The sequence below is a fragment of the Pedobacter nutrimenti genome (genome assembly GCF_032678445.1).
GTDB lineage: Bacteria > Bacteroidota > Bacteroidia > Sphingobacteriales > Sphingobacteriaceae > Pedobacter > Pedobacter nutrimenti_A.
In genome coordinates this window covers 335221-348759 of sequence record NZ_JAVTSQ010000002.1, presented here as the reverse complement: position 1 = coordinate 348759, position 13539 = coordinate 335221, and the positions used below count along the sequence as shown (strand labels likewise).

At 43.9% G+C, this 13539-nt stretch carries 8 protein-coding genes; 7 read left to right on the top strand and 1 reads right to left on the bottom strand.

What is annotated here, in order from left to right:
• The first annotated feature begins 24 nt into the window (after positions 1-24).
• From R2S08_RS04225 to R2S08_RS04205, 5 genes are all read left to right on the top strand, one after another.
• Complete coding sequence (locus R2S08_RS04225; RefSeq protein WP_316833986.1) at positions 25-2919, top strand: PD-(D/E)XK nuclease family protein; 2895 nt, start codon at positions 25-27, stop codon at positions 2917-2919.
• A gap of 112 nt (positions 2920-3031) precedes the next feature.
• Positions 3032-4018, top strand: coding sequence for a pyruvate dehydrogenase complex E1 component subunit beta (locus R2S08_RS04220; RefSeq protein WP_316833985.1), 987 nt, complete (start codon positions 3032-3034; stop codon positions 4016-4018).
• 75 nt (positions 4019-4093) lie between these two features.
• A complete protein-coding gene (locus R2S08_RS04215) occupies positions 4094-6403 on the top strand; it encodes a Tex family protein (protein ID WP_316833984.1) in 2310 nt (769 codons plus the stop codon).
• 584 nt (positions 6404-6987) lie between these two features.
• Complete coding sequence (locus tag R2S08_RS04210; RefSeq protein WP_316833983.1) at positions 6988-7740, top strand: hypothetical protein; 753 nt, start codon at positions 6988-6990, stop codon at positions 7738-7740.
• Between the two features lie 5 nt (positions 7741-7745).
• Positions 7746-9146 (top strand): RtcB family protein, encoded by a 1401-nt coding sequence (locus R2S08_RS04205; protein ID WP_316833982.1) that lies wholly within the window; start codon positions 7746-7748, stop codon positions 9144-9146.
• A 14-nt stretch (positions 9147-9160) separates the two neighbouring features.
• Here the strand turns inward: R2S08_RS04205 and R2S08_RS04200 are convergent, their stop codons facing one another.
• Complete coding sequence (locus R2S08_RS04200) at positions 9161-10186, bottom strand: WYL domain-containing protein (RefSeq protein WP_316833981.1); 1026 nt, start codon at positions 10184-10186, stop codon at positions 9161-9163.
• Positions 10187-11005: 819 nt separating this feature from the next.
• Between R2S08_RS04200 and R2S08_RS04195 the strand changes: the two genes are divergently transcribed.
• Positions 11006-12103 (top strand): slipin family protein, encoded by a 1098-nt coding sequence (locus tag R2S08_RS04195; RefSeq protein ID WP_316833980.1) that lies wholly within the window; start codon positions 11006-11008, stop codon positions 12101-12103.
• Positions 12104-12107: 4 nt separating this feature from the next.
• Positions 12108-13526 carry an RtcB family protein gene (locus R2S08_RS04190; protein WP_316833979.1) on the top strand — a complete coding sequence of 473 codons (1419 nt, stop codon included), beginning with the start codon at positions 12108-12110 and terminating at the stop codon, positions 13524-13526.
• The last annotated feature ends 13 nt before the right edge of the window (positions 13527-13539 follow it).

Genomic DNA, 13539 nt, shown 5'->3' with positions numbered 1-13539 from the left:
GAAGAAGAAAAATAAAGGCTGGTTATGAAGGCGTTTTTAAAGGAAGTAGCAGAAGATTTGGTAGAGCGGCTGGGAGATGATCTGCAGTACGCAGCCATTGTCTTTAACAATAAGAGACCGGTCGCTTATTTACAGCATCATCTGGCAGCTGTGATACAGAAGCCTTTCTGGAGCCCTGCTTTTTATACCATACAGGAATTTTTTGCTTTATCCAGCCCCTTAAAAACGGCAGATGCCTTTACGCAGTTCTTTACACTCTATAAGAAGTATAATGAGCTGGCCCTGCAATATGGAGATCAGCCGATAGAACCCGCTAAATTTTATCCGGTTGCCCGGATCATTTTAAGTGATTTTGCCCAGATTGATAATGATCTGGTTGATGCAGGGAAGTTATTTGAGCAACTGGAGGATTTTGCAGAAGTGGATTACCAGTTTGATTACCTGAGTGAAGAACAGCAGGTCTTTTTAAAAGGCTTCTGGAGTTCTTATTCTGAAGGAAAACATAAAAAACAGCAGGAACAGTTTATCAAAATGTGGCAGCGGATGCCAGAACTTTACCTGGGCTTCCATGAGGCACTCCGGGAAAAGGGACTGACCACGATGGGGCATGTTTACCGGCAGCTGGCGGAAGGGAAATCTGATGATTTTGTCCGGTCTTTTGAGCAGGGGAAATTGATCTTTGTTGGGTTTAATGCGTTGAGCCGGGCAGAGGCGAAGGTTTTTAGTCGCTGGCAGGAAGCCGGTAAAGCCCTGTTCTATTTTGATACAGATACTTATTATTTAAATGACCCTATACAGGAGGCCGGACTGTTTTTAAGAAGAAATTTACAGCAGACAGGTCTGGTCAATGCATTGGGTGGCCCCCGCGACCTGATCCGTTTGCCCGCGAAAGTGGTAGACGTATACAAGACACAGGGGCAGGTTGCGCAGGCAAAGATTTTGAACACTGCGTTGCAGCGGGATTATCCTTTATTGGGAGAAACAGATGCGGGTAAGATTGCCCTGATCCTGGCCGACGAAAGTTTACTTCTGCCGGTTTTGCAGACCATTCCCACGCATTTTGAGGTGGGGGAAGTGCACAAGGCGATTGACGTGAATGTCACGATGGGTTATCCACTGGTGGCTTCTTCCATTTTTGGCCTGGCCGATCTCTGGTTGAGCGTACAGGCTCAATTGATCCAGGGTGCAAAGGATACGGTGTATTACCGGGAAGTGGAAGCTTTTTTATCGCATCCGCTCACTGGAATCACGGAGCAAATGCGGGCAAAAATACAGCAAAAGTTATTGCTGGAACAACTTGCAGAAGTCCCTTTGGTCCGCCTGCAAAGCCAGAAGGGTTTGCTGGCCTTGTTTTTTACCAGGATCAATTCTGCGGCCGAGGCTACGCTCTCGTTACAAGCTGTTTTCAAACGGATATTGGAACAGCAGCTGGCAGATAAAAGTTTGAAGCAAACGGAGGCAGATCTGTTTGTGGCAACGATTAAAGAGTTGAACCGTTTGCATGATGCGCTTGAAGAGCATTTGCCTCAATTGACGCAAATCAGGGAAGTTTCTTTTGTCTTGTCGCTGATGCAGAAGGCTATTCAGGGCATTTCCGTGCCTTTGACTGGCGAGCCGCTTCAGGGGATACAGGTCATGGGTTTACTGGAAAGCCGGAGCCTGGATTTTGAACGGATCTATATCCTCGGGGTGAACGAAGGTTTGTTGCCACAGACGAGTGTTTCTCCAAGTTTTATTCCTGATAGCATCCGAAGGGCATATGGTTTGCCGGTTCTGGAAAATCAGGATGCCATTTCTGCTTATATGTTTTACCGGTTGATGCAGCGTTCTGAAAAAGTGAGCCTGGTGTATAATGCGCAGGCTGATGATACCAATACAGGCGAACCGACGCGTTTTTTAAGGCAACTGGAATATGAAAGCGGTTATACTTTCAATTACCTGGAACATAAACAAAGCATCCGCACAGAAAAAAGATTGCATGTAGAGGTGAAGAAGGATGAAAAGGTGATGACTGTGCTGAATAAATACCTGAATGGAGAGCTTGGCCTTTCGGCTTCTGCTTTAACCTCTTATATCAATTGTCCGCTGCAGTTCTTTTACAAGTATATCGCAAGGATTGAAGAGCCAAAGGAGATTTCGGAAAATCTGGAAGCCAACTACATTGGCTCCATACTCCACTTTGTTATGGAAACCTTTTATCAGGACCTGATGGAGGAGGGTGGCCCGGTTACACAGGAGCGTATTGCTCAGAAACGGAAAGACGTACCTGCCCTGGCGGTAAGGGGATTTGCGCAGGTGATGTATGAGAACCAGCACCACCAGGTCGTGCACAACGGCATGCAGAAGGTCGTACTCGCCATAGTAGAAGAGTATGCTGCACTGATCCTGGACTATGATGAACAGCAGGCACCCTTTGAAGTGCTGGCTATGGAGAAGAAAGACCAGATTGAATTTAAATTCAGCCTTAAGGGACAGGAAAAAAAGATTATTCTGCATGGGATTATAGACCGCATAGACCGCAGAAACGGAATTACCCGTATTGTGGATTATAAAACCGGCAGCGATAACCTGAGGTTCAGCAGCCTGGAGGAGGTATTCGATACCAATGGGAATAAGCAGAATAAAGCCCTCGTGCAAACGCTTTTTTATACGTATGTTTTTGAGCGGGCCAATGGTTTGACGGGTGTAGAGCCGAATCTGTACAGTACCCGTAATATGCGAAAAGAGGGCACCTTTTTTATGGAGGGCAAGGAGAAGACCAAACTGAACGGGGAGCGGCTGGAAAGCATCAAAGCAGAGTTTCTGGATTTATTAAGGGCAAAACTTGCGGAGCTTTTTGATGAAAATATTCCTTTCAGGCCTACAGAAAACGAGGCTGGCTTTGTTTTTTCGCCCTATTTGACTTTGTGTGGAATGTAAAATGACCAAAGGATGTTAGATCGGGCTAAAGATGCCCAAGTGTAATTAAAACACTACTTTATAATTAGATTACAATACTTATATTTGCCCACAGTTAATATTTGAATATACAATGAGAGAGATTCAATTTAGAGAAGCCCTGCGTGAAGCCTTGAGCGAAGAGATGCGTAAAAATGAAAACGTATTTTTGATGGGAGAAGAAGTAGCGCAATATAACGGTGCATACAAAGTTAGTCAGGGTATGCTGGATGAGTTTGGTGACAAACGCATTATTGATACCCCTATTGCTGAGCTTGGTTTTGCCGGTATTGGTATTGGGGCTGCAATGAACGGATTAGTTCCAATCGTAGAGTTTATGACATTTAACTTCTCTTTGGTTGCTATTGATCAGATTATTAACGGTGCGGCTAAAATGCTGTCCATGAGCGGAGGCCAGTTTTCTGTGCCAATCGTATTTCGCGGACCAACAGGTAATGCCGGCCAATTGGGTGCTCAGCACTCTCAGAACTTTGAAAACTGGTATGCCAACTGTCCTGGTTTAAAAGTGGTGGTTCCTTCTACTCCTTACGAGGCTAAAGGTTTGTTAAAACAAGCTATCCTTGATCCGGATCCTATCATTTTTATGGAATCTGAGGTGATGTATGGCGATAAAGGAGAGGTTCCTGAAGAAGAATATTACATTCCATTGGGTAAAGCTAATGTCGTTAAAGAAGGTACTGATGTAACGATCGTAACTTTTGGTAAAATGCTGACCCGTGTAGTGAACCCTGCTGTTGAAGAGCTGACTAAAGAAGGCATCAATGCAGAGGTTATCGATTTGCGTACTGTACGTCCTATTGACTATGCAACCATCATTGAATCGGTGAAAAAAACGAACCGTTTGGTGATTGTGGAAGAAGCATGGCCATTGGCTTCTATTTCTTCTGAGATTGCTTTTAATGTTCAGAAAAATGCTTTCGATCATTTGGATGCACCAGTATTGCGTATTACTTGCGCTGATGTTCCGCTTCCATATGCGCCTACGCTGATTGCAGCAAGTTTACCAAATGCAGAGCGTGTAGTGAAAGCTGTAAAAGAAGTATTGTACGTAGCAAAATAAGCTATTAAAGATAATCCAGAAATATAATCCCGATGGCTCGTGCCCTTCGGGATTTTTTATTTTAAAAACAACGAAATGAGTCATCACTCGAAAATCATTGCTGCTGAATTAGCCATAGCAGAGAAACAAGTTCTTTCTACGATTGAATTGCTGGATGAAGGTGCTACTGTGCCTTTTATCTCCCGTTACCGGAAAGAAGCGACCGGAAGCCTGGATGAGGTTCAGGTAGCCGCGGTACGAGACCGGTTCCAGCAATTGCGCGACCTGGACAAAAGAAGGGAAGCAATTTTGAAGGCCCTGACCGCATTGGGAAAACTGAGCCCTGAACTGGAAGCCAAGATCAATGCGGCATTAACCATCACAGAGATCGAAGATATTTATCTTCCTTATAAGCCTAAGCGCAAAACAAGGGCTTCTGAGGCCAGGAAAAAAGGTTTGGAGCCATTGGCTTTATTGGTGTTGGAACAACGTGGTGAAGATCCGGAAGGAGAGGCTGCAAAATACCTGAGTGAAGAGTTGGGTGTGGCTTCTGTGGAAGAGGCCTTGGCTGGTGCCAGAGATATTATTGCAGAGATGGTGAATGAGAATACAGAGGCCCGGGCGACGATGAGAACCTATTTTCAGCAGCACAGTAAGTTTAAATCGGTGGTGGTGAGTGGAAAAGAAGAGGAAGGAATCAAGTATAAAGATTATTTTAACTGGGATGAGCCGGTTAAATCTACACCTTCTCACCGCGTTCTGGCCATGCGCCGCGGGGAGAATGAATCTGTATTAAAGCTGGAGCTTGCACCAGGTGAGGAGGGAGCGATTCGTTTGCTGGAAAAGCAATTCATCAGATCTTCCAATAAAAATGCACAACAGGTTGAGCTGGCTATCCAGGATGGCTATAAGCGTTTGCTTGCACCTTCTATGGAAAATGAACTTCGTGGTTTTTCTAAGGAAAAGGCCGATGAAGAAGCGATCCGGGTTTTTGTAGAAAATGCAAGACAATTATTGCTGGCGGCACCAATGGGCCAAAAGAATGTTCTGGCCATAGATCCGGGTTTCAGGACCGGATGTAAAGTGGTTTGCCTGGACAAACAAGGTAAATTGCTGGAAAACACCACCATTTTTCCGCATACGGGTCAGAATAACGTTAAAAATGCAGCAGAGAGTATACAGAAACTTTGTGCTAAATATGAGATTGAAGCCATTGCTATCGGCAATGGAACAGCGGGCAGGGAAACGGAGGTCTTTGTTCGTGGACTGGGGCTGGGTGAAGTATCGGTTGTGATGGTGAATGAAAGTGGTGCTTCTATCTATTCTGCTTCAGAAGTAGCAAGGGAAGAGTTTCCTAATCATGACATTACGGTTAGGGGTGCAGTGTCTATTGGGCGCCGTTTGATGGATCCTTTGGCTGAGCTGGTTAAAATTGATCCTAAATCTATCGGTGTGGGACAGTACCAGCATGATGTGGACCAGAATAAATTGCAGGCTTCTTTGGATGATACTGTAATGAGCTGTGTGAATGCGGTAGGCGTGGAATTGAATACGGCCTCTAAACAGGTATTGGCTTATGTTTCCGGACTGGGTCCGCAACTGGCACAAAATATCATCAGTTACAGGAATGAGCATGGTGCTTTTAAAAACAGGGAGAGCCTAAAAAAAGTACCTCGTTTGGGCGATAAAGCTTTTGAACAGGCGGCGGGTTTCCTGCGGATCAGAAATGGTGCACATGTGCTGGATGCGAGTGGGGTACACCCGGAACGCTATGAGCTGATCAACAGAATGGCGGCAGACCTGGGTTGTTCTTTAGAAGAATTGCTGAGCGATACTGCACAGCAGAAAAAGATCAAACTTCAGCAATATGTGAGTGAAGAAGTGGGTTTGCCTACTTTAAATGATATTATGGCAGAGCTTGCCAAGCCTGGACGTGATCCGAGGGAGCAGTTTGAAGTTTTTAGTTTTACCGATGGGGTAAACGAGATTGCAGACCTGAAACCGGGGATGAAACTGCCAGGGATTGTAACGAATATTACGAATTTTGGCGCTTTTGTAGATATAGGTGTGCATCAGGATGGATTGGTTCATACGAGTCAGATGTCTGATAAATTTGTGCCGAATCCAAACGATCTGGTTAAGGTGCATCAGAAAGTTGAGGTTACGGTTGTTGAAGTGGATGTGGAACGGAAAAGGATTTCCTTGTCGATGAAGAAGGAACATACCGGTAAGGCAGAGAAATCCAAATCGGAGAAACATCAGCATAAACCGAAATTCAAACCAAAACCGAGTGCGGCTGGCGGAGTTAAACCTGCATTTAAGAAGCCGGATGTTAAAAAGGAAAAAGCGCTTCCGGAAGGTGATTTGCAAATGAAACTTGCTGCACTGAAGGATAAGTTCAAATAATTTTAAAAAGGCCCGTAAGGGCAGTCATGGTCGGAAGAAAAATCTTCCGACTTTTTTGCGTAAAAGAGTTTGTTTTATTCTAATAAATATTTGATAATCAGTCATTTATACTTGTTTTTTTTGGACAATACACTCTTCGGAGACTAACGCTTCTGCGCACCGCTGCGCGCTTGCTTCGAAGCTCGATGTCCCTCCTGAGTAGTATTGTTTTTCTTTGGGTGCTTAATTGTCCGTGTGTCTTGTATGGTAATTAGAACAAAGATAAATTCCTGTGGCTCTTGCGGATGTCGAGAAAATAGCCTTATCTTTGCGCCAGTTCCTTGTTCAACTTTTTTTAATTATAGGAATCATGACTGAACGTTTCCACATATCGCCCCTTTCGCACGCTGCCTGATCCAGGCGGACGTTATTACATTTTGCTTTATTGTATATAAAATGGAATGCTTTCTGGTTTTAAGCCGGACTGATCTGCGTCTGCCGAAATTTTTAAGATCTGGCCTGTGCTGAATTTATAAGGGTATATCCTCTTTCTGAGGACGAATTGAGCCAATCAACACAATTATAATTTTTTGAGTAACAGTCCAATGGACAATAATGAATTGTCGTTTGATGTTTTGCAGTACAAATTGAAATCTGCAAGACGAAAGAAACGACTACAAAAAAAGGATTTCGATAAACAGCTTATCCGGATGATGAGGCATAAGGATCAACTCTTGGTACAAAGACGAGATCTGCCTATGATTCCTCTTGAAAAACCCTATCAGCGGGGCTGGAAGCGTTGTTTCGTGCTGCGGGAAGATGTAGCAAGATCTTCTTCCTCTGCTTTTTATGAAGGGCTTTTGACCAAGATCAATACGGTGCAGTATAGCCCGGAAAAATCTTTTAAAGTAAAGAAGAAGAGAAAGGGCAAAAAGATCAGGGTAGAAAAAAAACAATTCCTGATGGACTTTTCCGAATGGTACTGGAATGATGCCCGTCTAAAGCTTACGGAGGTGGAGAGGGCACATTTTCATTTGTATGAAGTGAGCAGAGAAAATGGAAATGAGACGTTTTTCCGGTATAGGTTTAATGAGCCCTGGAAGTACAGGCTGCAGGTTAGACCGCATTTTATCACGGAAGTAAAGATGGTGGATGAGGTATTGGAGCAGGAAATTAGATTTCTGAATAACCATATTGAAAAACATCATTTGTATCCCAGAATTTCGAAACTTACTGGTGGTGCCTATCACTACTGGAAATGGGCTGGCGAGGATAAAGCTTGTTATCGGGAAGCTGAAAAAGAAGCATCACTCCAAATAAAGGAGGCAATGGAATTTAAAAAAGAAGAACAATTTTAAACGCAATGAGCATTTTAAAAACAAAAGAATTAAGTAAAATAGGCTATACAAACGATAAAGCAAGAAGTCTGGCGATCAATATGATCAGCAGATATTTTAAGCATCATAGTAAGAGCCAGATTATAGAGCTGTTGACCGCTATTTTAAACCAGCCGGAGAATTATATGGCTGAGGAAGCGACGGAGAAATTAGCGGCAACATTTATGGATGAAGTAAAGGTGTGCGATTTTCAAACACATCGGCTGTTACAGGAAAGCGGGCAGCTAAAGGTTTATGGGGGAAAGGGGATTGATGAAAGTACAAAAAAGCAGATGGAGTTGGTGATGTCTTTGCCGGTGGTGCTGCAGGGGGCTTTAATGCCTGATGCACATACCGGGTATGGATTACCGATCGGCGGAGTAGTGGCTGCGGATAATGCGGTCATCCCATACGCGGTGGGTGTAGACATTGGGTGTCGCATGGCTTTGTCTGTTATAGATGAAAGTGATAGTTTTTTCAAAAGATATAGTCATCATATGAAGGTCGCGCTGAAGCAGTGGACGCACTTTGGTATGGAGGGCGGCCTGGAAGTCCCGGCTGAACATGAAGTTCTGGATAGTGCATTATTTCAGGAAACAGAACTTCTGAGGAAGCTGCAGGGCAAAGCTTATCGTCAGCTGGGTACTTCAGGAGGCGGAAATCATTTTGTTGAATTTGGAGAAATAGAATTGTACGAGGGGAATTCCCTGAGGCTTCCGGCTAAAAAGTATATGGGCCTGCTCTCCCATTCGGGCAGCAGGGGGCTGGGGGCAAACCTGGCGGAATATTATACCCGGATAGCCATGAATACCTGTAAATTACCAAGAGAAGCTGCCCGTTTGGCCTGGCTGGACTTAAATACGCAGGCCGGGCAGGAGTATTGGCTGAGTATGAACCTTGCTGGTGATTATGCGAAGGCCTGTCACGATGTGATCCACGCCAGTTTACTGAAATCCCTGGGTTTGCAGAGCTTGGCTAAGGTGGAAAATCACCATAATTTTGCCTGGAAAGAACAAATGGAGGATGGCCGGGAAGTGATTGTACACCGAAAGGGAGCTACCCCGGCGCATGATGGAGCACTGGGTATTATTCCAGGAAGCATGACTACGGCGGCCTATCTGGTAAAAGGTAAGGGCATTGGGAATTCATTGAATTCTGCGGCGCATGGAGCGGGCAGAGCCATGAGCCGGAAAAAGGCAAAAGAAAGTTCTACGGCATCCGATTTAAAGAAGGTTTTAAGCCGTGCGGGTGTGACCTTGATAGGAGGGAGCGTAGAGGAAAATCCGAAAGCCTATAAGGACATAGAGCTGGTGATGGCCGCGCAGAAAGATCTGGTGGATATAGAAGGGCGGTTTATGCCCAGGATGGTCAGAATGAACAAGGATTAATAGGAGCCCCTCATTTATTGAGGGGCTTTTCCCTGATATTGCCTGACAGCACTGTCAAGTCTGTTTTTTATCGTATTGGCCAGATTTCTTGGAGACAGGACTTTCATAAAATGACCAAAACCAAGTATTTCGCGCTCCAGTTCAAAATTGAGTACCACGTCTATTCTGATGGTAATGCCCTCATCATCCTCTTTTAAGACCTGCTGACTGGGATGGATGGGTTTTGTCAGGATATAGGGGGCGTGGTACTTCTCAATTCTTAAAATAACCTTTTGGGCCCTGTCACGTTCAGATTTAGTTACGCCTATTAAGTCTTCAAAATAGCGGTCGAAGTCTATGCCTTTGTATTCGATAAATGTTTCTTTGGTGAGTTCCTGAAACTCCAGGATGCGGTCTAAAGCTAAGTTCAGCAGGGTTGTTCCCTTTTTAGGTTTCACGATCAGAAACCACCTGTTCCTGTATTCTTTTAATAAGTATGGAAAATAAATGCCGGATTGGGATTTTTGGGCTTTAAAGGATTTGTATTCGATTAAAAGCGGAGTCTTATGGAGGATTGCCTGATAGAGCGGATTGATGTAATGTATGCCCTTAAGTTGTGTATTGCTCTCAAACTGTATACAATTCCGGCTTTGCTGTGTGGATTTATATAGGTTGTTTTCCAGTTTGGCAATCATATCGCTCATCTCGTCGAAATAACTGAAGCCGTTGAACTGTTTAAGGACGCCAACAATTTCCTTCATTTTGTCAATGTCATTGTTGTTGATGGGCACTTTTGTAATGCTGTAGGAGGACTCGCTGTAGGCATAATACTTTCTTTCGTTGACGATGATGGGTGCGTTGTAGCCTAGTTTATCGCTCCGCATCAGCTGGATATCTGCCTGTATGGTACGTTTGCTTACACCAGAGGTAATGCCTTCGTATTCATAGAGTGTGGCAGCCACTTTTTCGATGATATCTTCAAGGGTCCATTTCCGGCGCCTGTTTTGTAAGCATTCGTCGATCGTTTTGTACCTGATCAGGGCTAATTTGTTAATTGACATCCCAAAAATCTTTTTATAAAAGTATAAAAACAAAATTACTGCGCAATAGATCTGCGTATTTAAAGTTTTTATACAGGTTTACAGCTTGTTTTTTAAATTTATTGATTTGATTTATAATGCTTTGTGATTTTGTTTGGGGTTAATCTTTAACTGCGCAATTCCTCTGCGTTGACCTGTGTGCATCTTTGTCATGTCGATAACAAGACAGGTTCTTTGAAGAAAAGCAGTACTGAAAGGTACGATAAGATATTCCCGAAAGGGGATGACGATTAGAAAGGATAAACATCCACAGTTGAGGGTTTCTGTATGGCCCCATAGTATTGAGCTGTTTAGCAGCAATATTCTGATGTTTAATAATGGAGATCGTCTTCGTTGTGTGTCGCGGGTTCGAATCCCGCTCCCGGTGAAACGGGGTAGATCAGAGGGTAGATCAACAACATGTGCAGGTTCGAATCCTGCTTTCCGACCAAAATAGGAAACGCAATCGGTAGCGCAGTAATGGCTTAATATCCATTGCTAAAAAGAAGGGAACCTTTTCAAATTCCCATTGTAAAAGTACTGCAAAAGGCATTCAGCTTTTCATCGGATTCCGGTGGTGGGCAAATCTGGATTCTGCTTTGAAAGTATAGGATAGGAAATGATGCAGATACACGATCGTTAAATACGAAAAAGGGTTGGCGCTCTCTACGCTCTTCTGAACTCTTTAAGTATTTATCAGGGTATTGAATTTGTTTTCGATAGAGGATACTTCCGCAGAAACCGGATGAATGTCTTTTAAGGTGCCGATTTAAGAGATAAACCAACAAAAAATTAAATAAGATGAAAAGAATACATGTAAATACCAACTCTGCGGGTTTGGTTTATAAAAACGGAGAATTAAAAAGAATATTAACTGCAGGCAATTACTGGTTGTGGTTTGGAGAAAAGATGGAAGTCTATGATATGTCTAAAACTTTCATTGCTTCAGTTGAGTTGGATGTGTTGCTGTTGAATGAAGATTTTAAAGGACTGGTTGATGTGATAGAAGTGAAAGACAATGAACTGGTTTTGGTTTATCAGAACGGTAATTTTAAACAGGTGTTGGTTGCCGGGAAGTATGCTTTCTGGAAGGGCCTGAATAATTATTCTTTTGTACGGGCAGATCTGTCAGATGATGAATCCACCGCGCTAATTGATAGAAATATATTGGGTAAGTCGCAGTTATCAGCGCACACAAGGTCATTTACCGTCGAAACTTATGAGAAAGGCCTGATGATGAAAGATGGGAAGATGGAAAGGATGCTGGAGCCAGGAACTTATACCTGGTGGAAAAATAGTACCGTAATCCAGGTTCTGAAAACCGATATGCGTCAGCTGAATATGGAGATCATTGGACAGGAGATCCTGACGAAGGATAAAGCGCAGTTGAGGATCAATTTCACGGTTCAGTATAAAGTAACAGATGTGAAAAAAGCTTTGCTGGAAAATAAGGATTTTGATAAACAATTGTATGTGCTGATCCAATTGGCTTTAAGAGCATTTGTTGGAAGAATGACTTTTGATGAATTGATGGAGCATAAAGAAAAGATCTCTGAACAGGTGCTGGCAGATTCTTCTTCAAAAGCTGAGGGATTGGGTGTTGAATTGTTGAATTGCGGAGTGAAGGATATTGTGTTGCCGGGAGATGTGAAAGAGATTATGAACCAGGTGCTGATTGCGGAAAAGAGAGCACAGGCCAACCTGATCACCAGAAGGGAAGAAACGGCTTCTGCAAGGAGTTTATTGAATACGGCTAAATTGATGGAGGATAATGCGATGCTGTATAAATTGAAAGAAATGGAATATGTGGAGAAAATCGCAGAGAAGATCAATACCATCAGCTTATCCGGAGGTGGGCAGATTGTAGATCAGTTGAAACAAATTTTTGTAAAATCATAATTAAATGAAAAGAAAAATAAATGGGAATGACCTGTTGGAGATAGGTTATCATCCTGGAAAAATATTAGGTGCAGCATTGGATTTGGTGGAAGATCGCTTTGATGAATTGCCTGTAAAAGAGGTGCTGTTGCTGATGAAAGCTTTGGCAAAGGAACCTGAATGTTTTACGGACCATGAGGTTCTGGCAGAATTGGCAGCTGCCATGATCGAAGAGTCGCTGATAGAGCCGGAGATTTCGTTGAAAGCGGAAAAAGGGGATTATACGGTATATGGTTCAGCTTATATTGAGGAAGGGGCGAGAAAACAAATGGATATTGCGATGAGGCTTCCGGTGACAGTTGCCGGTGCCCTGATGCCCGATGCTCATCAAGGCTATGGCTTACCGATTGGAGGTGTTCTGGCCACAAAAAATGCAATTATTCCTTATGGTGTTGGTGTCGATATCGGATGCCGGATGGCTTTGTCTGTATTCGATATTTCTGAAAGCCATTTTTATGCCAATGAGGCCAGCTTCAAAAGAGAATTAATTGCACATACCAAATTTGGTGCAGGGCATGGTTTTCATGGGCAATATAAAGCGGATCATGAGGTGCTGGAGCGGGAAGAGTTTAAACTCACGCCATTTATCAAAAACCTGCACGACAAGGCTTATTCGCAATTGGGAAGCTCTGGTGGTGGAAATCATTTTGTGGAATGGGGGATCATAGAATTTGAGAAGAGAGATGAGTTTCTGGGTATAGAAAAAGGAAAGTACCTGGCTTTACTGACGCATTCTGGTTCCCGTGGACTGGGAGCCACGCTGGCGGGTTATTATACCAAACTGGCAAAATCGCTGTGTAAACTTCCGGCCGAAGCAGCCAATCTTGCCTATCTGGACTTGAATTCAGAAGCAGGGCAGGAGTATTGGCTGGCGATGAACCTCGCGGGTGATTATGCTTCTGCGTGCCATGAAGTAATTCATGATAAGCTGACCAGGGCAATAGGTGCAGAGGTTCTGGCCAAAGTGGAGAACCACCATAACTTTGCCTGGAAGGAAATGTGGAATGGGGAAGAGGTGATTGTGCACCGTAAAGGAGCGACACCTGCAGGTAAGGGCGTGATGGGTATTATTCCCGGTTCAATGACGGCTCCTGGATTTCTGGTGAGGGGAAAAGGAGAGGCGGCTGCAATACATTCGGCTTCTCATGGCGCAGGGAGGCAGATGAGCCGCTCAAAGGCCATCAAGAACATTTCCAGGGAAGAAATGCGGGGGATACTCAAAGCTCATGAGGTCACCTTGATCGGAGCGGGGCTGGATGAAGCTCCAATGGCCTATAAGGACATTAACCTGGTGATGGAAGCTCAGACTGCTCTTGTGGAGGTGGTGGCCAGGTTTACGCCTAAAATTGTGCGCATGGCTGATGACGGAAGCCGGGAAGATTAGTTTAGGCAGATTG